General features: G+C 68.1%; 20 protein-coding genes. 8 read left to right on the top strand and 12 right to left on the bottom strand.

Going from position 1 to position 19,713, the window contains the following annotated elements:
- Positions 1-149 precede the first annotated feature (149 nt).
- Positions 150-1,097 (top strand): cation diffusion facilitator family transporter, encoded by a 948-nt coding sequence (locus AC1DES_RS13185; RefSeq protein WP_476896153.1) that lies wholly within the window; start codon positions 150-152, stop codon positions 1,095-1,097.
- A 5-nt stretch (positions 1,098-1,102) separates the two neighbouring features.
- Here the strand turns inward: AC1DES_RS13185 and AC1DES_RS13180 are convergent, their stop codons facing one another.
- Complete coding sequence (locus AC1DES_RS13180; protein WP_476896152.1) at positions 1,103-3,382, bottom strand: putative bifunctional diguanylate cyclase/phosphodiesterase; 2,280 nt, start codon at positions 3,380-3,382, stop codon at positions 1,103-1,105.
- Positions 3,383-3,697: 315 nt separating this feature from the next.
- A complete protein-coding gene (locus AC1DES_RS13175) occupies positions 3,698-4,000 on the bottom strand; it encodes a DUF4193 domain-containing protein (RefSeq protein WP_476896230.1) in 303 nt (100 codons plus the stop codon).
- Between the two features lie 252 nt (positions 4,001-4,252).
- On the opposite strand from AC1DES_RS13175, the gene AC1DES_RS13170 reads away from it, so the two are divergent.
- The gene (locus tag AC1DES_RS13170) at positions 4,253-4,513 is read left to right on the top strand and encodes a hypothetical protein (RefSeq protein WP_476896151.1); all 261 of its coding nucleotides are present in this window, start codon (positions 4,253-4,255) and stop codon (positions 4,511-4,513) included.
- A gap of 104 nt (positions 4,514-4,617) precedes the next feature.
- Positions 4,618-5,367: an ABC transporter permease gene (locus AC1DES_RS13165; protein WP_476896150.1), complete on the top strand. Its 750-nt coding sequence runs from the start codon at positions 4,618-4,620 to the stop codon at positions 5,365-5,367.
- 7 nt (positions 5,368-5,374) lie between these two features.
- On the opposite strand, the gene AC1DES_RS13160 is transcribed toward AC1DES_RS13165, so the two are convergent.
- Positions 5,375-5,878 (bottom strand): HtaA domain-containing protein, encoded by a 504-nt coding sequence (locus AC1DES_RS13160; RefSeq protein WP_476896149.1) that lies wholly within the window; start codon positions 5,876-5,878, stop codon positions 5,375-5,377.
- 186 nt (positions 5,879-6,064) lie between these two features.
- On the opposite strand from AC1DES_RS13160, the gene AC1DES_RS13155 reads away from it, so the two are divergent.
- The 3 genes from AC1DES_RS13155 (at position 6,065) to AC1DES_RS13145 (ending at position 8,798) form a co-directional block, all read left to right on the top strand.
- Complete coding sequence (locus AC1DES_RS13155; protein ID WP_476896148.1) at positions 6,065-7,048, top strand: S1C family serine protease; 984 nt, start codon at positions 6,065-6,067, stop codon at positions 7,046-7,048.
- A 465-nt stretch (positions 7,049-7,513) separates the two neighbouring features.
- The gene (locus AC1DES_RS13150) at positions 7,514-8,356 is read left to right on the top strand and encodes an AfsR/SARP family transcriptional regulator (RefSeq protein ID WP_476896147.1); all 843 of its coding nucleotides are present in this window, start codon (positions 7,514-7,516) and stop codon (positions 8,354-8,356) included.
- 178 nt (positions 8,357-8,534) lie between these two features.
- On the top strand, positions 8,535-8,798 hold the full coding sequence (locus AC1DES_RS13145) for a hypothetical protein (RefSeq protein ID WP_476896146.1): 264 nt from the start codon (positions 8,535-8,537) through the stop codon (positions 8,796-8,798).
- A gap of 43 nt (positions 8,799-8,841) precedes the next feature.
- Here the strand turns inward: AC1DES_RS13145 and AC1DES_RS13140 are convergent, their stop codons facing one another.
- On the bottom strand, positions 8,842-9,462 hold the full coding sequence (locus AC1DES_RS13140) for an L-threonylcarbamoyladenylate synthase (RefSeq protein WP_476896145.1): 621 nt from the start codon (positions 9,460-9,462) through the stop codon (positions 8,842-8,844).
- A gap of 258 nt (positions 9,463-9,720) precedes the next feature.
- Between AC1DES_RS13140 and AC1DES_RS13135 the strand changes: the two genes are divergently transcribed.
- Together AC1DES_RS13135 and AC1DES_RS13130 are read left to right on the top strand one after the other, a co-directional pair.
- Positions 9,721-10,542: an SDR family NAD(P)-dependent oxidoreductase gene (locus AC1DES_RS13135; RefSeq protein ID WP_476896144.1), complete on the top strand. Its 822-nt coding sequence runs from the start codon at positions 9,721-9,723 to the stop codon at positions 10,540-10,542.
- Positions 10,539-11,087: an NAD(P)H-dependent oxidoreductase gene (locus AC1DES_RS13130; protein ID WP_476896143.1), complete on the top strand. Its 549-nt coding sequence runs from the start codon at positions 10,539-10,541 to the stop codon at positions 11,085-11,087. The genes AC1DES_RS13135 and AC1DES_RS13130 overlap by 4 nt, the downstream gene beginning before the upstream one ends.
- 31 nt (positions 11,088-11,118) lie before the next feature.
- On the opposite strand, the gene AC1DES_RS13125 is transcribed toward AC1DES_RS13130, so the two are convergent.
- Genes AC1DES_RS13125 through AC1DES_RS13090 form a run of 8 tightly spaced genes read right to left on the bottom strand, consistent with a single transcriptional unit; the run spans position 11,119 to position 19,710 of the window.
- The gene (locus AC1DES_RS13125; protein ID WP_476896142.1) at positions 11,119-12,246 is read right to left on the bottom strand and encodes an XdhC family protein; all 1,128 of its coding nucleotides are present in this window, start codon (positions 12,244-12,246) and stop codon (positions 11,119-11,121) included.
- A gap of 9 nt (positions 12,247-12,255) precedes the next feature.
- Positions 12,256-13,023 (bottom strand): SRPBCC family protein, encoded by a 768-nt coding sequence (locus AC1DES_RS13120; RefSeq protein WP_476896141.1) that lies wholly within the window; start codon positions 13,021-13,023, stop codon positions 12,256-12,258.
- The gene (locus AC1DES_RS13115; RefSeq protein WP_476896140.1) at positions 13,023-14,270 is read right to left on the bottom strand and encodes a vWA domain-containing protein; all 1,248 of its coding nucleotides are present in this window, start codon (positions 14,268-14,270) and stop codon (positions 13,023-13,025) included. The genes AC1DES_RS13120 and AC1DES_RS13115 overlap by 1 nt, the downstream gene beginning before the upstream one ends.
- Entirely contained in the window at positions 14,263-15,186 is a 924-nt protein-coding gene (locus tag AC1DES_RS13110; protein WP_476896139.1) for an AAA family ATPase, read from the bottom strand. The genes AC1DES_RS13115 and AC1DES_RS13110 overlap by 8 nt, the downstream gene beginning before the upstream one ends.
- Positions 15,183-15,863, bottom strand: coding sequence for a nucleotidyltransferase family protein (locus AC1DES_RS13105; RefSeq protein ID WP_476896138.1), 681 nt, complete (start codon positions 15,861-15,863; stop codon positions 15,183-15,185). The genes AC1DES_RS13110 and AC1DES_RS13105 overlap by 4 nt, the downstream gene beginning before the upstream one ends.
- A complete protein-coding gene (locus AC1DES_RS13100; protein ID WP_476896137.1) occupies positions 15,847-16,773 on the bottom strand; it encodes an XdhC family protein in 927 nt (308 codons plus the stop codon). The genes AC1DES_RS13105 and AC1DES_RS13100 overlap by 17 nt, the downstream gene beginning before the upstream one ends.
- 1 nt (position 16,774) lies before the next feature.
- A complete protein-coding gene (locus AC1DES_RS13095) occupies positions 16,775-19,168 on the bottom strand; it encodes an aerobic carbon-monoxide dehydrogenase large subunit (protein WP_476896136.1) in 2,394 nt (797 codons plus the stop codon).
- Positions 19,165-19,710 (bottom strand): (2Fe-2S)-binding protein, encoded by a 546-nt coding sequence (locus AC1DES_RS13090; protein ID WP_476896135.1) that lies wholly within the window; start codon positions 19,708-19,710, stop codon positions 19,165-19,167. Before AC1DES_RS13090 ends, AC1DES_RS13095 begins: the two co-directional genes overlap by 4 nt.
- Positions 19,711-19,713: the final 3 nt, after the last annotated feature.

Raw genomic sequence — 19,713 nt, 5'->3', positions numbered from 1 at the left:
AGCAATGGATGTGAACAATCTCCATTCTGCTCCGGCAGCGGCGAAATAGCACCGCCCCTCACGATGCCTTCGGTGCCCCGGGATGGCCGCCGGAGGGGATAGCGTAGGCAGTGGCCACGTATCCGAAGGCGGCGAGAGGGAACACGACTGTGAAACGCGAGAAACAGGGGGCAACGTCGCTGACGGTGATCATCGCCTTTGCCGCAAACGTTCTTGTGGCGCTGGCAAAATCAGCCGCCGCCCTCGTGTCCGGATCGGCCTCCATGACCGCCGAGGCTGCCCATTCCTGGGCAGACACGGGGAACCAGGTGTTCCTTTTCATCGCGGAAAGGAAGGCGGCCAGGAAGCGGGACAAGACACACCCCATGGGTTACGGCCGGGAGGCCTACGTCTGGTCGATGATTGCCGCCTTTGGACTGTTCACGGCCGGTGCCGTGGTCTCGATCATGCACGGCATCCAGCAGTTGATGGCACCGGAGCCCGCGGGCGAATACGCGCTCGCCTACGTCGTACTGGCGGTCGCGTTCGTCCTGGAAGGCGTGTCCTTCACCCAGGCGTTCCGGCAGACCCGGAAGGCAGCGCGCGAACTTGAGCGGCACACCCTGGACCAGGTCCTGAAGAGCTCCGATCCGACCCTGCGGGCAGTATTCGCCGAAGACGCGGCGGCCCTGCTCGGCCTGGCCATTGCCTTTGCCGGCATTGTCCTGCACCAGATCACGGGATCCGCCGTGCCGGACGCTGTGGGGTCCATCCTGGTGGGCATTCTGCTCGCAGTAGTGGCCGTCGTGCTCATTGAGCGCAACCGGCGTTTCCTCGTTGGCCAGGGCGTGACCGCGGACATCGAGCGGTCAATGGCCCGCCGGCTGCTGGAGCACCCGGACATAGCGCGGATAACGTACTTGCACCTTGAGTTCGTAGGACCACGCAAGCTGTACCTTGTGGCCGCTGTGGACATGGCGGGGGACCACCCCGAGCACGAGGTCGCCGTGGCGCTGCGCCGCGTGGAAAGCGACCTCGAAGACCACGAAACGGTCGAGGAAGCCGTCCTGACCCTGGCCACACCCGACGAACCGACGCTCGCCTTCGAAGCCCAGTGACACCCTCAGGCCGGGGGTCTCTCGCCTGAACCGTCCGGCGTCGACGGAGGCTGGAGGCGGGTGCCCGAGGCAAGCAGCGCCTCGACAATGGCGGAGGGGCTGGGGCCCGCCAGGAGGAATCCCTGCCCCATGCCGCATCCGAGCGATCGCAGGAGGGCCAGCTGGCCTGGGTCTTCGATGCCTTCGGCAATGACGTCCAGGTCCAGTTTCCGGGCCAGTCCCACGATGCCCTCGAGCATCGCAGCCGACGGCGTGTCCGGGGAGTGCGCCGCGAGGAAGGACCGGTCGATCTTGAGGATGTCGGCCGGCAGCACCGCCAGGGAGCTGAGCGAAGAGTAACCGGTGCCGAAGTCGTCGATTGCGATGCGGACGCCGAGACTCTTGAGTTTGTTCAGCGCTGCAATGCCTCCGTCGACGCTGGTCGCCAGTGCTGTTTCCGTGACTTCGAGCACCACCTTCTCCGCCTGCGCTGCAGGGTCGGCAAGGAGGCTTTCGATGGCGGCCAGGCTCCGCGGGCTGGGCAGCTGCAGCGTGGAGAGGTTGACCGAGACCCACAGGTCTTCGCAGTGGCGCATCGACCGCCGCCAGCCGGCGGCCTGTCGGCTTGCCGTCTTGAGGACCCAGCAGCCGATGGCGTCGATGTCGCCGGTTTCTTCGGCCAGCGGGATGAACTCCGCGGGGCCGAGGCGTCCGAGGGTCGGGTGTTCCCAGCGGACGAGCGCCTCCAGCCCGACGATCTGCCCGGTGAGGAGGTCGGCAACGGGCTGGTAGTCGAGGCGCAGCTGCCTGGCCGGGACAGCAGAGGCGAGGTCTGCCCGGAGGACCGTGCGGTACGTCATGTGGTCGTACCCGTCGGCGTCAAAGAGTTGGTAGCGGCCCTTTCCGCCGTGTTTGGCCATGTACATCGCAAAGTCCGCCTGCCGCAGCAGCTCGGCGGGGTCTGCGGACTCGGGGCGTCTCTCCACGGCCCCCATGCTGACGGTGACTTTCGAACGCACGCCGCCGATGGAAAAAGGTGCGCGCAGGGCGTCATGGATCCGTTCAGCGATGTCGCCCGTGGGGGAGCCGCCGCCGTCGTCCGCGACCACGATGGCGAACTCGTCCCCGCCGAGGCGGGCGACGAGGTCGCGCCCGCGCACGCAGGCCTGCAGCCGCTGGCCCAGCTGGATTAACAGCGCATCGCCTCCTGCATGGCCCAGGGAGTCGTTGACATCCTTGAAGTCGTCGACGTCGATGACCAACAGTCCCTCGTGCCGGGGCGTGCCGTCATTGCCGGGTTGGAGCGGGCTTGCCAATCGCTCGGTCAACGCGGCGCGGTTCGCCAGGCCGGTGAGGGGGTCGTGGGTGGCCCGGTGGGTCAGCGCCAGGTGGCTGCCGTGGACGGCGGCGGCCATGGTGTTGAAGGCCTCCGCCAGCTCGCCCAGTTCGTCCCGGCGGACGACGTCAATCCGGTGGGTGTAGTCCGCGTTCTGAAGTTTCATGACCCCCCGGTGCAGGCCTTCGATGGGCCGGACTAGGTATTTGACCATCCGCCGCCGGAAGTACACGACGCCGGCGGCGGCCAGGACGAAGAGCCCGCTTCGCGCCGCGATCACGATCTGCTGGAGCTCCGCGCCGTACGCGAGGCCGGCATCCATCTCTTCGAGGGAGGATCGCTCGATGCCGGCCAGCATCTCACGGCTGCCTGAGGTTTCTGCAGCGAATGCCGCAGCCTCGTCGGAGTGGTTCCCGTGAAGGGTCAGCACCTGCCCGCCCCAGAGTCCGTGGGCGGCCAGGCTTTCCTGCCATGCCGCGCGGGCTTTGATCATGGTTGCGCGCATCCCGCGCTCGGCCGGGAGGGCCGCTGCGGCGTCGTCGAAACGGCGGGCGAGATCCTGTTGTTGTTGGAGGAAAGCATCCGCCTCGGCGGATGAGCCGGAGAGCAGCCGGAGACCTGTCTGCTCGTTCGTCTCGAGAACTGCACGCAGCCCCGCCACGCTCTGCGATTCGAGGCGCAGCCGGCCCGCGGTGTCCTGGACCTGGTCGGTAACGCCCCGGACACCCAGGATCGTTGCGGCTGCCCCGACCAGGAGGGCCACCAGCATCAAGAGGAACGCCCTGGACCATTCGCGCTTCAGGCTCCAGATACGACCAGGCCGGCTTCTCCGGTTACGGCCTGCAGGGTTGGGACCTGCTCCGGTGCTGCCGGCTGCCGGTGCGCGGAGCCGTGCGGCCGGCAGGCCGCCGTCGGGCACAGGGAGCGAAAGGGAGCCCGGGTTGTCCTGCGCGTTGCGGCCCCCGGTCACGCCCGGCCGCCGGATCCGCCGTCGGGAACCACGGCCGTGTCCGGCGTGCAGGAGACTTGGACATCAGGGCATGCAGCCAGCGGGACCGCACCGGCCGTATCCCGCCCGTCGGTGTCCTTGTGTCGCATGGGTCTGCCTCCGGCCACGGACCGGCACTCGCCGCATCGTCAATGAGGAGCGTAGCGGAACGTGCGCCCCAAGGCATGTCCGGCACCGGCCGTGCCTGATTGTGAAGGGAGGGCCCGGCGCAGGGGCGTCGAGGCGGGCCGGCGCGGGCCCGGCCCGCGGGGTGGTCGCCTGCGCGGGACCAGAGCCTTAGCTGAGGCAGTCAGCGCAGTATGCGTGCCCGTCTTTTTCGCGGGCCAGCTGGGAGCGGTGACGGACCAGGAAGCAGGAGTAGCAGGTGAACTCGTCGTCCTTCTGCGGAATGACTGTGACCGTCAGTTCCTCGCCGGACAGGTCAGCGCCCGGAAGCTCAACGCCTTCGGAAGTGTCCGCCTCGTCGAGTTCACGGACGACGCTGCGCGCGTCAGGTGCGTTTGCGGAGCGGAGGGCCTCCAAAGAAGCGTTGCGTGATTCCGCGACGTCGGATCGGACTTCGTCATAATCGGTTGCCACGTGTTGGGTACTCATTTCGATTGCTGTATCACTGGTGCTGGTCGGGGTTTCCGGGATTGAACGGTACAGCATCCCACCTTGAATTTGCTGGGAACCGGGGGCTCCGGGGCAGTGACCCTCACGACATCCCGCGGCGACGGGCCAGGATCCCGCCGTGCAGGAAGCGTTCGACACTGGTCACCGGGACGTCACGCGCCGTTAATTTCCGTGTCCTAGCCTGATTCCATAGGCACCATCCGCCCGAAGGGATCCATGATGGCCGATATAGCTGCAGTGCTGGGAAGGCTCACGCCAGGGGAACTGGACGAGCTGCGGTCGCTGGGACCTCAGGGCCACCTGAGCAGAGGCCTTACGGAGGCCCTGGACCGGGCAGCCGGCGGACCGGGCGCGGGCCGGGGATACTACGTCCCCAACGGCAGCGTCAGTGCCACCGGCGGCCCCCATGTTGTCCTGCGCAGCGACGTCTCGGGCTGGCTCTTCGGGGCAGCCCAGCAGGTGCCGCAGGCGGAATGACGCCTGAGAGGTGAACCGGCGGCCGCCCGGTGCCTGGGCCCAGCTGCCGGCCGCGGAACAGGCCGGTGCCGGCACGGCCATAACGCGGTCTATAGGCTTGCCTGATGACCGAGCTTGCCGCCTTCCTCCCGACGATGCTGGGCGTCGTGCTCCTGATGATGCTGACGGTCGGCGTCCTGGCAGCATTCCGCACCCCGCACAGCGCCGCTCCGGTGCTCGCCATCCTTCGCGGGGCCGCACAGCTCGCGGTGATCAGCCTGGTTCTGGGCGGCGTGATCACCAGCCCCGCCTGGGTCGCCGCCGCGCTGCTCGTCATGTTCACCGTCGCCGCCGTGACAGCCTCACGACGCATCGGCTGGACGTGGGGCCGGCTGGCGCTGGTCGGTGGTTCCATGGCCGCGGGAATCGGTGCCACGCTGGTGGTGGTATTCGGCACAGGTGCGATCGCGTTCACGCCGCGCTACGCCCTGGCGATCGGCGGAATCGTGATCGGCAACGCGATGTCGATCGCCACGCTCGCAGGCCGCCACTTTGCCGAGACCGTGAACGAGCGGTGGGACGAGGTTGAGGCGTGGCTGGCTTTGGGTGCTACGCGGCGGCAGTCGACGCTGGAGCTGGCGCGGCGCGCCGTGTACTCGGCCCTCATTCCGTCGACCGACCAGACCAAGACGACGGGTCTGGTCACCTTGCCGGGGGCGTTTGTCGGTGCGATCTTCGGGGGAGTGTCGACTTTGGAGGCAGGGCGTTTCCAGATCGTGGTGCTCGCCTCGATCATGGCTGCCGGCTCGATCACGGCCGTCTGCCTGATCGGGATCCTCGCGCCGGTCCGGGTACGGCCTGCCAGGCTCCGTTAGCGCCGCCTCACGCGGGCACGCGGATGGAGAGCGGGTCCATGGGCTGGCCGGCAGCGTACTGGCCGTCGAACAGCTCGGAACCCTCCTGCGAGATCACGACCCCCACGTGGTCCCAGACCAGGAACCCCTCGAAGGAGCGGGGAAGCCCGGCGCGCAGGACGGCAACCTCAACGCGGCCCTTTCCGTCGACGTCGCCGGTACTGATGGACAGAATCCCGCGGCTGCCGGACAACTCGATCCAGGGGTCCAGCAGCCGGACAAACATCATTCCGTGATGACCGGCGACCCGGACGTCACCGCGGAAGCGCAGCAGGCCCCTGCCACTGGCCAGATCGTAGTCGGAGTCTCCGGGGGCGAAGCAGAACAGGCCGGAGTCCAGCGCGGCGGCGCCGTCGGCCGCGGAGGCGGCACCGTCCGGCAGTTCCCGGATGTAGGTGATGAAGCTGCGCTTGATGCCCCAGGTGAGGCCCGGCAGCGGCAGGGGTCCGGATGAATCGGACGCTGCGTTCACGTGGGTTCCTCCTGCGGCTGTCGGTCTGGTCTACTCCCGAGCCTAGTCCGGGGCCGGCGGCGGCATGAACTCTTGCCACGGCGCCGCTTCATGCGTCGCATTTCTCTGACGGCGTAGGGGCCCGGGGACTACCGCCGCGGCGCCGGTGGTTCACTTAGATGAGTACCGGTTCGCAGGAGGTGCAGCGTGGCCACAGCCATCAGCAGGGTGTCAGGATCCGACGCGTCGGAGGACCCGCTGGATTCGTATTCCGCAACAGTCATCCGCGTCGCGGAAACCGTCACTCCGCACGTCGCCGCGATCGAGATGACCGCCAACTCGCGCGCCGGCAGGTTCCGGGCGGGAGCCGGCTCGGCGGTGCTGTTCACTTCCGACGGGTACCTCGTCACGAACGCCCACGTCGTGGGCGGCGCCCAGGGCGGTCACGCCGTCTTTGCCGACGGCACGAGGACGGCCGTGGAGGTTGTGGGCGCAGACCCGCTCTCGGATCTTGCAGTCGTCCATGGCAAGGCCCCCACCGCGGCACCGGCGGAAATGGGCGACGCCGAGTCGCTCAAGGTCGGCCAGCTGGTCATCGCCGTGGGCAATCCGTTCGGCCTGTCGGGCTCCGTGACGGCCGGCGTCGTCAGCGGACTTGGCCGTTCGATTCCGGTCTGGTCCGGGCGCAACCGGCGCATGATCGAGGACGTGATCCAGACCGACGCGGCCCTCAATCCGGGCAGCTCGGGAGGCGCCCTGGCAGACGCTCGGGGGCGGATTGTGGGCATCAACACCGCCGTGGCCGGGGTCGGGCTGGGGCTGGCTGTGCCCGTCAACGCCACGTCCCGGCGCATCATTGCGTCACTGCTCAAGGACGGGCGCGTCCGGCGCGCCTACCTTGGCTTGGTGAACACCCCCATCCAGCTGCAGCCCAGCGCTGTGGTCCGGACCGGACACAGGGAGGGGTTGCTGGTCGTCGAAGTCCTCAGTGGCTCGCCAGCTGAACGGGCAGGCCTGCAGGCCGGTGACGTAGTCCTGAGCGTGGGGAAGCGCCCGGTCTCCAACGCTGAGAGCCTGCAGAAGCTGCTCTTTGCCGAAGCCATCGGCGTGCCACTTGATCTTGCAGTCCTCCGCGACGGCGCGGAACGGCACGTGGTGGCAGTGCCGCAGGAAATGACCGACACGAAGTAGCGCGAACCCCTCCGCGGGGTGCTTTGGCAACGCCGAAATTCCGCTGTCGAGCCCGGCTTTGTCCCTCCCGCGAGGCGCCCCCGGCGGTACTTGAAACTTCCCGGCTCGTGGACGCAAAACTACCTGTTCCCGGGTGCGAATACCTGCTATTCGTTCCGCGCGTTTACTCGGCGGTACTGACCCCTGTACCCGTCTTTCTCCGGGCGAAAGATCGGGTAGCTTCAGTTCTTGTTGCGCCACGATTGGCGTGTCACGGTGTCATTGGAAAGTCGGACGGAACAAGAGCCTCGGTACCGCCTCGTTCCATAGCAGTCCCGGCCTTCCGCCCAGCGTTTGATTTCGTTGTACCTGGGGAAATCGGAGAATACCGTGGAAAACATGACCGGGCCTACACCCCCAATATCGGTTCGCCTTTTCGGAACGTTCGAAGTACGCCGAAACGGTGTCGCCCTCACCGCTGCGGACATGGGCGGATGCAAGCCCCGGCACATTCTGGAAATCCTCCTGCTGAACCTCGGCACACCGGTTTCGAAGACCCGGCTGATTGAAATCCTCTGGGGGGAAGCTGCCAGCGACGGCTCAGTTGCAACACTTGAGAGCTATGTCAGCGGCATCCGCCGGGCGATCCAGCCGGGCCAGACAAAGACCGGCCCGCTCCGCACGGCCAACAGCGGCTACGTCCTGGATCCGCAGCTCGTGGACCTGGACCTTTCGATTTTCCGCCAGCTGATCCGGGCTGCCGGCGAGGCTGCTCCCGCCGAGGCTTACCCTCTGCTGCTCGAGGCGCTGGAGATCTCCGCGGAGCCGCTCCTGGGGTTCGAGCTTGCCTCCGACTGGGCCGAAGAGGCGCGCAACCGCCAGTCGGCTGACAAAGTGGCAGCACAGATCTTCGCCGCGGAGACCGCGGCCCTCCTGGACAAGCCCGACGCCGCCGTCAATCTGGCCCAGGCCGCGATCAGGGCTGAACCGCTCAACGAAAGGGCCTGGACAGTACTGGTAACGGCCTACGAGCAGGCCGGCCTCCCGGTCGAGGGCCTGTCGGCCTATGACCGCTGTCGCAGGCTCTTCGACCGTGATCTGGGCTGCGCGCCCGGGCCGGCCCTCCAGGAAGCCCATCTGCGGCTCCTGCGGCAGCGCGCCGAAAGCAACTCCGAGCTGTCCGAAGTCCTTGCGGCCCTGCTCTACCTGGGTGAGCGCCTGAACGGGCCCAAGAGCCGTCAGATGCCGGCAGCAGAGTCCAGGCGCATGCATGAGAACGCCGGACGCGTGCTCGATTCGTTCCTCCAGCGGGTCCGGGCTGCCGTCTGAGAAAGGGCGAGCCGTCGCCTGGGACGTGGCTTCCGCCGGCGCATTCCCAAGCCTCGTTCACGGCAGGGAAGTTAGCTTCATCACGTGCCCGGGATTCTCCGGAAATCCGGCCGCCGGGGGCCCCATACTTGGAGTGATCCCGGCGGACTTCTCCCACCGCCACGCATGAGGAGCGTCCATGGAAACCCTTAAGAAAGTTGTCACGAACGAGTACTTCCCCGCGGCCGCAGTGCTGTCCGGAGTGGTCTTGTTTTGGGCCCTTGGCCTGCTCGGCGGGCTGTCCCTGCTGAGCACCCGGCAGTCGCCCGTGACCACGCTGAGCTGGCTGCTGTTTGTTTACGCCGCCGCCGTGCTGTCGCCTCTTGCCGGACTCCTCGCTGCCGTTGACCTCATACGCCGGCGCATGCGCAACCGACAGCCGCGCGGGACGGCCTCGGCCTAACCCGGTGCTGCCTGGCCGGTGCTGCCTGGCCGGGCTTCGTCGCCTACTCGAACCGGGACGCGTCGCCCATACCGTGACGGACGACCTCTGCGACGCCGCTGGAGAAGTCGATGACGGTGGTCGGCTCGGCACCGCAGTCGCCGGAATCGATCACGGCGTCCACCACATGCTCGAGTCGCTCCTTGATTTCCCACCCCTGGGTGAGGGGCTCCTCCTCATCCGGGAGGAGCAGTGTGCTGGAGAGCAGCGGTTCGCCGAGCTCGGCCAGCAGCGCCTGAACGACGTGGTTATCCGGGATGCGCACCCCCACAGTCTTCTTCTTGGGGTGCAGCAGCCGCTTGGGGACTTCCTTGGTGGCGGGCAGGATGAAGGTGTAGCTGCCTGGCGTGACAGCCTTGATCCTCCGGAAGACATCGTTGTCGATCTGCACGAACTGGCCCAACTGGGCGAAATCCTTGCAGACCAACGTGAAGTGGTGCTTGTCGTCAAGTTGCCGGATAGCCCGGATCCGGTCCAGGGCTTCCCTGTTCCCCAGTTGGGCACCCAGGGCGTAGCAGGAGTCGGTGGGATAGGCGATCAGGCCGCCTGAACGCAGTATTTCCACCGCCTGGTGGATGGAGCGCGTCTGGGGGTTCTCGGGGTGCACATCGAAGTATCTCGCCATGCCATGAAGCTTACGCCTGACGGCGGGACGGCCGCCCGCAGCCGGGGGCTTCCGCCCCGGGCTGCAGTGCAGGGTTGGTGGCGCGCAGTTTGTGCATAGACAGGTCTGTCTGATACCTTCGCTGCAGAAGTAGACAACCCTGTCTACGGCCATTCCGGAATGTTGTCACCAGAGTCAGGACGCCCAGATGAGCGAGGCCAGAGCGCTGCCCATGGCAGGAAAAACTGTTCTGATCACCGGTGGTAGCGGGGGATCGGCATGGCCACGGCGCTGGGCGTGGCCGGGAGGGGAGCCCGGGTTGCCATTACCGGACGAAATCTTCACCGGGCGCATCTGGCGGCGGAGGAGATCCGGGCCGTCGCCGTGGCGCCCGTGGACGTATTCGTGGCGGACCTCTCCTCCCAGGTCGAGGTGCGCAGGCTGGCCGCGGAAGCCCTGCAAACCCTGGACCGCCTCGGTGTGTTGGTCAACAACGTGGGCGGCTTCTGGAACACCCGGCGCGTGACCTCGGACGGGGTTGAATACACCTTCGCCCTGAACCACCTCGCACCGTTCCTGCTCACCAACCTCCTCCTCGACCGACTCAGGGAGGACAGCCCGGCACGGGTGGTCACGGTGTCCTCCGGTGCCCAGGCCATGGGCCGCGTGGACTTCGAGGATCTGCAGGCCGAACGGTCCTATTCGGGCCAGCGGGCTTACAACCAGTCGAAACTGGCGAACGTCCTGTTCACTTATGCCTTGGCGGCCAGCCTGTCCGGCACCGGTGTCACAGCCAACGTGCTGCACCCCGGAGTGGTAGCCACGGCGTTCGGGGCAGAGGACCCCGGCCGGCTGCAGAAAGTCATGACGCCGCTGGTCACACGGTGGATGAAGACCCCCGGGCAGGGTGCGCAGACATCGATCCATCTCGCCTCCGCGCCTGAGCTCGAGCACGTGACCGGCCAGTATTTTGCCAACAGGAAAGCCAGGAAATCATCAAAGCGCAGCTACCGCCAGGCTGACGCGGACCGCCTCTGGCAGGTCAGCGCGGCACTGGTTGGTCTCGATTCAGATTCAGAAAGAAGCACAATCCTTCCATGACGTCACACCGCACCCTCGTCCTCGTCGCCCATCCTGATCTCGAGAGCTCGCGGATCACCGCGCACCTCGCAGAAGCCGTCAGCGGCCTGGACAACATCACGGTCCGGGACCTTTCCGCCCTGTACCCGGACCGCCGCTTCGACGTCGTCCGCGAGCAGGAACTCCTGCGCGGGCACGACACCATCGTCTGGCAGTTCCCGTGGCACTGGTACTCCGTGCCGGGCGTCATGAAGGAATGGATGGATCAGGTCCTGACCTACGGCTTCGCCTACGGGGCGGGCGGGGACGCGCTGCACGGCAAGCGGCTCCAGCTGGTGCTCTCGACCGGCGGCCCCGAATCCTCCTACGCGCCGACGGGTCACAACCGCTACACGATGGCTGAGCTCCTACTTCCTTTGGACGCCACCGCGCACCTTTGTGGGCTGGAAATGGCCGAACCCCTCGTTCTGCACTCGGCACCCCGGGTGGAGCAGGAGGAATTGGAGCAGCACGCGGCCCGGTACCGTCAGTTGCTGGCGCCCGTAGGGGCAACCGCCGGGCACTGATCCGGAGGGGGCGGGCGTCCGTCGTTGGAAATCACTGCGGCTCACCGTGGTGGATCCGCTCGTCGAGACGCCGCAGCGGCTCGCCGCTGCCGTTCCACTGCTCCGCGATGAATTCCGCGGCGATGGAAACCGCCGTCTCCTCGGGTGTGCGCGCACCCAGGTCAAGACCCACGGGGCTATGCAGCCTGGCCAGCTCGGCCTCGCCCAGGCCCGCCTCGCGAAGGCGGGCGATCCTGTCCGCATGGGTGCGCCGGGACCCCATGGCCCCGATGTAGGCGACGGGGGCGCCGCGGAGTGCCACTTCAAGGAGTGGAATATCGAACTTTGGATCGTGCGTCAGGACACACAAGACGGTGCGCTGGTCCACCAGGCCCTTGGCAAACTGTTCCGCAAGGTAGCGGTGCGGCCAGGCATTGACCACCTCCGCCGCGCCAGGGAACCTGGCTGGCGTCGCGAAGACCGGCCGGGCGTCACAGACGGTGACCCGATAGCCCAGGAAGGCCCCCATCCGCGCCAGTGCGGCGGCGAAGTCGATGGCGCCGAAGACAAGCATCCGCGGCGGCGGGGCGAAGCTTGCGAAGAAGAGCCGCATCCCGGTGTCGAGGCGCTCGCCGTCGGGGCCGTAGCTCAGGATGCCGGTCCGGCCGGCGGCCAGGAAGCCCTGGGCGTCATCGCCGACGGCGTCGGTGCTGCGCGCGGAACCGAGATCACCCTCGACTCCGCCCGGCCTGACCACGAGGTGCCGGCCCACCCGGCTGCTGTCCGGATGCTCGATCACGGTTGCGACCCCCACCCGCCGCTCGGCTGCGATATCCTGCGCGACGCCGCCAAGCTCGGGAAAGTATTGGCGTGAGACCGGCTCAACGAAGACATCGATGATCCCGCCGCACGTCAGGCCTACTGCATAGGCGTCGTCGTCGCTGATCCCATAGCGCACCAGGACAGGCGTGCCGTCCTCTTTGACTCCGGTGGCGAGCTCATAGACGGCACCCTCGACGCAACCCCCCGAGACCGAACCGACCGCTTCGCCGTCGGCGGTGACCAGCATGGAGGCTCCCGGGAGCCGCGGGGCCGACTTGTAAGCGCTCACGACGGTGGCCAGGCCGGCGGTGCTGCCCTCCTGCCAGCCCGGCATCATCGCCGCCAGAACATCACGCACCGGCGCGCCTCAGATCCTGCCGCACATCCGGAGCGCAGAGCGCCGGCCCGCGAAGTAAGCGATGCACGCCACCACGGCCATCATGCCGAGCACCTTTCCGGGGTGGGAAAGCTGTTCGGCGGCAACGCCCTTGGCCAGGCTCACGGCATCCAGGCTCCCGGCCGTGGGGGCCTGCGGCCCCGCACCCGGGGGAAGGGGCGGGGGAGGGGCCGGAGCCGTTTCGGGTGCCGTCGCCGGTTCTGCCGCCTCTGTCGCCGCTTCTGCGGGCGGTTCCGTCAGGGTCCCGGACGCCGGTGCGGCCGTCACGGCAGGAGCGGCAGCCTCCGGTGCGGGCTGCGCCAGCATGGCCTGCAGGTTCCTGGCGAAGAGGGACATCATCTGCTCCGTGACGCTGCCGATCACGCCCTTGCCCATGGCGGCAGCTTTGCCGGAGAGCGAGAGTTCTGCGCTGACCGTGCCGCTCGTAGTGCCGCCGTCTTCGGCCAGGGCCAAGGTGACTGTTGCCTCGGCCGTGCCCTGCCCGCGGGTCTCCTGCGCCTTGCCGCTGAGCACGGCACGGTGTTCACCCGCATTGCGCTCGACGACGTTCAGCAGGCCCCTGTACTGCATGGTCACCGGACCCAGCTTCACCGTCATGCCAACCTGGTAGGCGTCCTCTGAGAGCTTGCCCAGGATCTTCGCGCCCGGGAGGCAACCTGCCACGCGCTCGAAGTCCATGAGGGTGTTCCATACCTGCCCGATCGGTGCGACTACCGAGAAACCGCTGTCGATATGCATTAGTTCGTCCTTTGCCTCTCGCGTGATGACTGGCCTTCGCCGCTGATTGCGGCGGCCACCTCTGCCAAAGCTTTGTAGCTGTGTCCGCTCACGAAGGCGTCGCAGTAGGGCAGCGCCGCCGCCATCCCGCCCACCAGCGGCTCATACTGCGGCGCAGCCTTGCGCGGGTTCACCCAGATGATCCTGTACGCCAGTCTCCGCAGCCGGGCCATCTGGGCCGCGACCTGCCCGGGATCGTCCTGGGCCCAGCCGTCCGAGAACACCACCACCACCGCGCCCCGGGCCAGTCCGCGGCGGCCGTGTTCGTCAATGAAGCGGCGGAGGCTCTCGGCGATCCTGGTACCGCCGGCCCAGTCGGGGGCGGCTGCAGCAGCCCGTGCCAGCGCCTGGTCGGGGTTGCGCAGCATGAGCTGGCGGGTCAGGCGGGTCAGGCGGGTGGAGAAGACGAAGGCCTCGGCCCCGGAGCCTGCCACCGCTCCCTGCAGGAGCGAGACGAATACGCGGGAGTATGGTTCCATCGAAGCGGAAACGTCGCACAGCAACACCAGCTTGCGCCGCTGCCGGCGGCGTCGGGCATAGAACAACAGCATGGTTTCGGAACCCGACCGCCGGGCCGCCCGCACCGTTGCCCGGACGTCCAGCCGGGCGCCGCTGTGCGCGGACCTGCGCGTGCGGCGGCTCAGGCGCACCGGCGTGGCCAGCAGCAGCTTGCCCGCGAGCCTGCGCACCTCGACGACTTCGTCGGCGGAGAGTGCCGCGAAGGACATTTCGTGCAGGTGTTCTTCGGTGGAGGCCATGGCCAGGACGGCCTCCCTTCCGGCTCCGCTGCGCTCCGCGATGCTGTCCCGGCCTGCAGACGCGACCAGCGGCTGGGACTGTGGCCGGGCGGGCGCACCCTCGGGCGCACCCTCGGGCGCCGGTGCGGCCCTAGTGCGCTCCTCGGGCCCGGCCAGCGGCGCGGCGGCCTGCGCTGCGGGGCCGTCACGCTGGTCCGGGGCGAATCCGCCCCTGAAGACAGCAGCAAAGACGGCATCAAACAGGGGCAACTGCTGCCGGGAGGACACAAGCACGATGCGGCTGCACCAGTAGAGCTGTTCGAGCCCGGCCGGAGGGATCAGCTGCAAGGCCTCGGCCAGCCGGGCAGCCCTGTCCGGGGAACATGACAGGCCGGCGCGCCGAAGTGCCATAACGAACGCGGCAGACAATGCCGCTGCCTCAACGGTCGGCAGGAGAGTGCCTTCAGCCATGGGTACCCTCCACGAGCCAGGCTGCCCCGCGCGCGCCGACGAGCTCCAGGTCGTCGCGGTTCTTGACGATCGAGCCCAGGGTCTGGTCCGCTGTGGCGGCGTCTATCCGCTCGACCCCTAGCACGGCGAGGGCGGACACCCAGTCGATGGCCTCCGAGATTCCCGGCGGCTTGGCAAGGTCCAGGGTCCGCAGCCGGGTGATCACGGCTGCCGCCTGCAGCGCCAGCGGGCCGCTGCTGGCCGGTACGCGGCGCCGCACGATCTCGGCGATGCGGGCGGGCCCCGGGTAGTCGATCCAGTGATACAGGCACCGGCGGGTCAGCGCGTCGTGCAGGTCCCTGGTCCGGTTGGACGTCAGGACGACGATCGGGGGATGGGTGGCCCGGATAGTGCCCAGCTCCGGGATCGTGACGGCGGCCTCCGCCAGCAGCTCAAAAGTGAATGCCTCGAACTCCGCATCGGCGCGGTCGATCTCATCGAGCAGGAGGACCGCGGGGCGGGGCCCGGGATGCTCGATCGCCTGCAGCAGTGGCCGGCGCAGCAGATATTGCGGCCCGAAAAGATCGGTCTCCGTGACGGCGGCATCCCGGACCTCGGCCAGCCGGATCCCGAGGAGCTGGCGCTGGTGGTTCCATTCGTAGAGTGCCTCTCCGGCGTCGATCCCCTCGTAGCACTGCAGCCGGAACAGCGGGGTGTCCAGGGTCCGCGCCAGGGCCTTTGCGGCCTCCGTCTTGCCGACACCGGCTTCGCCTTCGAGGAGGATGGGCTGCGGCAGGCGGACGGCAAGGAACAGCGCCGTGGCGAGTCCGACGTCGGCCAGGTAGTCGTCCCTGTCCAGCGCCGCCATCAGTGTGGCGACGTCCGGGACGCGCCGCTGCACATCTTCCTCCGCGCCGGGGCGCGCCACCGTCGTCATGCTCGCGCCTGCAGCTCGGCCAAAACCCGGCGGTAGTCATCTTCCGTGTCCACATCTTGGGGGACAGGGCCGGGGATGGCGACCTCCACGACGTCGGCCGCCCGCTGCTCCACCAGTTTCCAGACCCCCTTGTCCCCATGGAGGCCCGCAAGCTGCGGCAGGAGCCCTTGAGTGAACGCCATCGGGTGGCCTATCCCGTCCTCATAGCGGCACACCGCGATGCCGGTGCCACCCGCGCGGCCGGGCCGGCGGACCGCCAAGGCCCGGAGGAGGGCGTGCACGCTCCCGGCGCGGACGCCGGGCTGGTCGCCCAGCATGAGCACCACGGCCTCGATCTCCGGGTGCAGCACCGCCAGGGCCGTGGCTATCGAGGAGGAGCAGCCCTCGCCAAAGTCCGGGTTGACCACCACGTCGCAGCCTGCGGTATCGACGGTTTGCTGCACCTCTGCCGCTGCACCTCCAAGCGCCAGGACCGTCTGGGCGAAGCCGCAGTCCCGGGCAGTCGCCAGGACGGCATCGAGCAGGACGCCAGTGCCGTACGGGAGGACCTGCTTCGGCCGGCCGAGGCGCCGCGACGCCCCTGCCGCGAGGATGATGCCGGCGGCCCGGAGCCCGGGCACCTGCGCCGCAAACGGCCCCGTGCCGGGCACCGGCCCCGGTTCACGTAGCGGGGGCATAGCGCTCAGGATCCTTGCGGAAGGCGGCACGGCAGCCGGGTGAGCAGAAGTAGACGGTCACGCCGTTGTGCTCAAGGTGGAGCGAGGAATCAACGGCCGGCACGGACATGCCGCAGACCGGGTCAACCGCGGTTTCCAGAGCCCCGGCTTCCGGGGACGCGGGCGATGCAGCCGTCGCGGTGCTCCGTGCCGTGTTCCGTTCGCTGATCAGCTCGGCAAGAATGGACAGCGCGACCTCCCCGGGGGTCCGCGCCCCGAGCGGGAGTCCCGCTGGAGTGTGCACCCGCGAGCGCAGGACGTCGTCGACGTCGAGCGAACCGAGCACGGCGGCCCCGCGGGTCTCACTGGCCACGAGGGCAACGTAGGGCACCCCTGCCCGCAGGGCCGCTTCCAAGGCGCCCTCCTCGGCTTTGCCGTGCGAAGCGACGATCAGGGCAGCGTCGCCACCGAGGGGGCCGGCCGACTCACCGTCGGTTAGTTCCACGTCCAGTCCGACGCCGGCCCCAAGGCTCGCGAGGGCCCGGGCTACCGGGGTGGTGCCGACCACCACGACCCGCGGCGCGGGGATGCGGGGCTGGAGGAAGATCTCAATCGCCCCGCCGCTCAGGCACGGGTTGGAGACCTCGACGGCGCCCTCCTCGACAGTGCGGGACGGCTCGCCCGGCACGACGCGCAGCAGCAGCGGTTCCTGGTCCACCAAGGCCCTGAGGCTGTACTCCCGCACCGACGCCTCGACGCAGTTTCCGCCGACAAAGCCGAGGATTTCGCCGGTTCGGAGCACCAAAGCAGTGTCGCCGGCGTGCGCGCTGGTGGGCCGCTGGGCACGGACCACCGTGGCATGCACGAACGGCTCACGGCGGCCGGCGAGGTCATCTGCCCGGGCCGCGAGGGAATCTGCGGTAGCGGGCATGTCAGATCGGCGGCCTTGCCCGGCCCTGCATGGCGGCCCAGACGCGGGCCGGGGTGCAGGGCATATCCATGTGCGTGACGCCGTAGGGTGCCAGGGCATCGACAACGGCATTCACGATGGCCGGCGGCGAGCCGACCGTGGCGGACTCGCCGATCCCCTTCGCACCGATCGGATGGTGCGGCGACGGGGTGACGGTAAACCCGGTCTCCCAGTCCGGCACCTCCATGGCCGTGGGAATCAGGTAGTCCATGAAGGACCCGCCGAGGCAGTTGCCGGCCTCGTCGAACTCGATGATTTCCATCAGGGCCATGCCGACGCCGTCGGTCAGGCCGCCATGCACCTGGCCTTCGATGATCATCGGGTTGATCCTGGTTCCGCAGTCATCCACAGCAATGAAGCGCCGCACCTTGACCTGGCCCGTGCCGGGATCGACGTCGACCACGCAGATGTAGGCGCCGAACGGGAACGTCAGGTTCGGCGGGTCGTAGGTGACCTCGGCGTCGAGGTTGCCGTCCACGCCCTCGGGCAGGGCCACCGTGCCGTGGGCGCCCATGGCGATCTCGGCGATGGTCTTCCCCACGCCCGGGTCGCCCTTGACGAACCAGCGGCCCTTCTCCCATTCCAGGTCCTCGGGGCGGGTTTCCAGCATCGCGGCGGCGATCAGCTTGGCCTTTTCACGGACCTTGCGGGCGACGAGCGCCACGGCGCCGCCGCTGACCGGGGTGGAACGGCTGCCGTAGGTGCCGAGGCCGAACGGCGTCTGGTCCGTGTCGCCGTGGACGACATCGATGTCCTCCGGCGGGATGCCGAGTTCTTCGGCGACGATCTGCGCGAACGTCGTCTCGTGGCCCTGCCCCTGGCTTTGCACGGAGAGCCGGACGACGGCCTTGCCGGTCGGGTGGACCCGGAGCTCGGCGCCGTCGGCCATGCCAAGGCCCACAATGTCGAAGTGCTTGCGTGGTCCGGCGCCGACGACTTCGGTGAAGAAGGACACGCCGATGCCCATCAGCTCGCCGCGGGCGCGCTTTTCCTTCTGCTCGCGCCGGAGGTCCTCATAACCGGCGAGCTGCATGGACAGCCGCATGGCTGCCTCGTAGTTGCCTGAGTCATAGACCCAGCCCGTCTTATTGGCGTACGGGAACTGCTCCGGCCTGATGAAGTTCTTCAGCCGCAGTTCAGCGGGGTCCATCTCAAGCTTCCGGGCCAGGATGTCCACCATCCGCTCGACCAGGTAGACGGCCTCGGTGACGCGGAAGGAGCAGGCGTAGGCGACGCCGCCCGGGGCCTTGTTGGTGTAGACACCCGTGACGGAGCAGTAGGCCGCCGCAAGGTCGTAGCTCCCGGTGAAGATGGAGAAGAATCCGGCCGGATTCTTGGTCGGCTGCGCGGTGGCGTTGAACGCACCGTGGTCGGCCAGCACATGGGCCCTGACTGCAAGGATCCTGCCGTCCCTGGTGGCCGCGATCTCGCCCTGCATGATGTAGTCGCGGGCGAACGACGTCGACATCAGGTTTTCGGAGCGGTCCTCCACCCACTTGACCGGGCGGCCGGACACGATCGAGCCGACGACGGCGAGGATGTAGCCAGGATAGATGCCGACCTTGTTGCCGAACCCGCCGCCGATGTCCGGGGACACGATGCGGATCTTGTGTTCCGGGATGCCGGCGACTATCGCAAACAACGTCCGGTGGGCATGAGGGGCCTGTGTTGTCTCATAGAGGGTGAGTTTGCCGCTGACCGCGTCGAAGTCGGCGACGGCGCCGCAGGTTTCCATGGGGGCGGGGTGGACCCGGGGATAGACGACCTCCTGGCTGACGACGATGTCGGCAGCGGCGAACACCGCCTCGGTTTCCGCTTTGTCTCCCATTTCCCAGTCGAAGATCCGGTTGTCGTTCCGGCCGGGGATCTCATCGCGGATCACCGGCGCGTCCGGATCGAGGGCCCTGCGGGCGTCGACCAGCGGAGGCAGGACATCGTATTCAACGTCGATCAGCTCCAGGGCGTCCCGCGCAGCGTAGCGGTCCTCGGCGACGACGAAGGCGACCTCCTGCCCTTGGAACCGCACCTTGTCCGTAACCAGGACCGCCTGGACATCGGCGGAGAGCGTCGGAGCCCACGCGAGTTTGAGGCCGAGGAGGTCCTTGCCGGTGATGACGGCGACGACCTTGGGATGCGCCAGGGCCTTGGCGGTGTCGATGGATACGAGACGGGCATGGGCCACAGGGGCCCGCAGGATGGCGCCATGAAGCATCCCCGGCAGGACGATGTCATCGATGTAGTTGCCCTTTCCGCGGACGAAGCGCGGGTCTTCCTTCCGCTGGATGCGGCCGTAGCCGATCGGCCGGTCCTCGTCGCCGGCGGCCGGGTTGCTCGGCCGCTCGTGGATGACGGTCATGCCTTCACCTCTGAGTCCTGGGTGTGTGCGCCTGCGGTGACGGTGTCCGCGTTGTCCGCGGTGACGGTGTCCGCGCCGGCGCCCGCGGGGTGGGCGGCGGCCCACTGCACCGAACGCACGATCGTGGCGTAGCCGGTACACCGGCAGATCTGCCCCGAAATGGCCCGCCGGATCTCCAGGTCATCGGGATGTGGATTCTTGTCCAGCAGGGCCCGGGCCGTCAGCATCATTCCGGGCGTGCAGAATCCGCACTGCAACCCGTGTTCTTCCATGAAGCCTTGCTGGACGGGATCGAGGGATCCTCCACTTGCCAGCCCTTCCACCGTCCGGATGTCGTGCCCGTCGGCCATGGCGGCGAGGACGGTGCACGACTTCACGGGCTGCCCGTCCATGAGGACCACGCACGCCCCGCAGTTGCTCGTGTCGCAGCCCCAGTGCGTACCCGTGAGGCCGAGAACCTCGCGGATGTAATGGACCAGCAATACCCGGGGTTCAATCTCGCTGGTGACTTCGTTGCCGTTCACGCGCATGCTGATCTGCATCAG

This window comes from Arthrobacter sp. 05T442 (assembly GCF_056395945.1).
The sequence above is the reverse complement of the archived record's forward strand: the minus strand, read 5'-3'. Positions and strand labels throughout refer to the sequence as shown.

Excerpts from the sequence above, each read along its gene's own strand:
- AC1DES_RS13110 (WP_476896139.1), bottom strand. The coding sequence starts at position 15,186 with ATGACGACGGTGGCGCGCCCCGGCGCGGAGGAAGATGTGCAGCGGCGC.
- AC1DES_RS13145 (WP_476896146.1), top strand. The coding sequence starts at position 8,535 with ATGGAAACCCTTAAGAAAGTTGTCACGAACGAGTACTTCCCCGCGGCC.
- AC1DES_RS13095 (WP_476896136.1), bottom strand. The coding sequence starts at position 19,168 with ATGACCGTCATCCACGAGCGGCCGAGCAACCCGGCCGCCGGCGACGAG.
- AC1DES_RS13090 (WP_476896135.1), bottom strand. The coding sequence starts at position 19,710 with ATGCAGATCAGCATGCGCGTGAACGGCAACGAAGTCACCAGCGAGATT.
- AC1DES_RS13100 (WP_476896137.1), bottom strand. The coding sequence starts at position 16,773 with ATGCCCGCTACCGCAGATTCCCTCGCGGCCCGGGCAGATGACCTCGCC.
- AC1DES_RS13150 (WP_476896147.1), top strand. The coding sequence starts at position 7,514 with ATGGGCGGATGCAAGCCCCGGCACATTCTGGAAATCCTCCTGCTGAAC.
- AC1DES_RS13135 (WP_476896144.1), top strand. The coding sequence starts at position 9,721 with ATGGCCACGGCGCTGGGCGTGGCCGGGAGGGGAGCCCGGGTTGCCATT.
- AC1DES_RS13105 (WP_476896138.1), bottom strand. The coding sequence starts at position 15,863 with ATGCCCCCGCTACGTGAACCGGGGCCGGTGCCCGGCACGGGGCCGTTT.
- AC1DES_RS13170 (WP_476896151.1), top strand. The coding sequence starts at position 4,253 with ATGATGGCCGATATAGCTGCAGTGCTGGGAAGGCTCACGCCAGGGGAA.
- AC1DES_RS13115 (WP_476896140.1), bottom strand. The coding sequence starts at position 14,270 with ATGGCTGAAGGCACTCTCCTGCCGACCGTTGAGGCAGCGGCATTGTCT.
- AC1DES_RS13120 (WP_476896141.1), bottom strand. The coding sequence starts at position 13,023 with ATGCATATCGACAGCGGTTTCTCGGTAGTCGCACCGATCGGGCAGGTA.
- AC1DES_RS13140 (WP_476896145.1), bottom strand. The coding sequence starts at position 9,462 with ATGGCGAGATACTTCGATGTGCACCCCGAGAACCCCCAGACGCGCTCC.
- AC1DES_RS13165 (WP_476896150.1), top strand. The coding sequence starts at position 4,618 with ATGACCGAGCTTGCCGCCTTCCTCCCGACGATGCTGGGCGTCGTGCTC.
- AC1DES_RS13130 (WP_476896143.1), top strand. The coding sequence starts at position 10,539 with ATGACGTCACACCGCACCCTCGTCCTCGTCGCCCATCCTGATCTCGAG.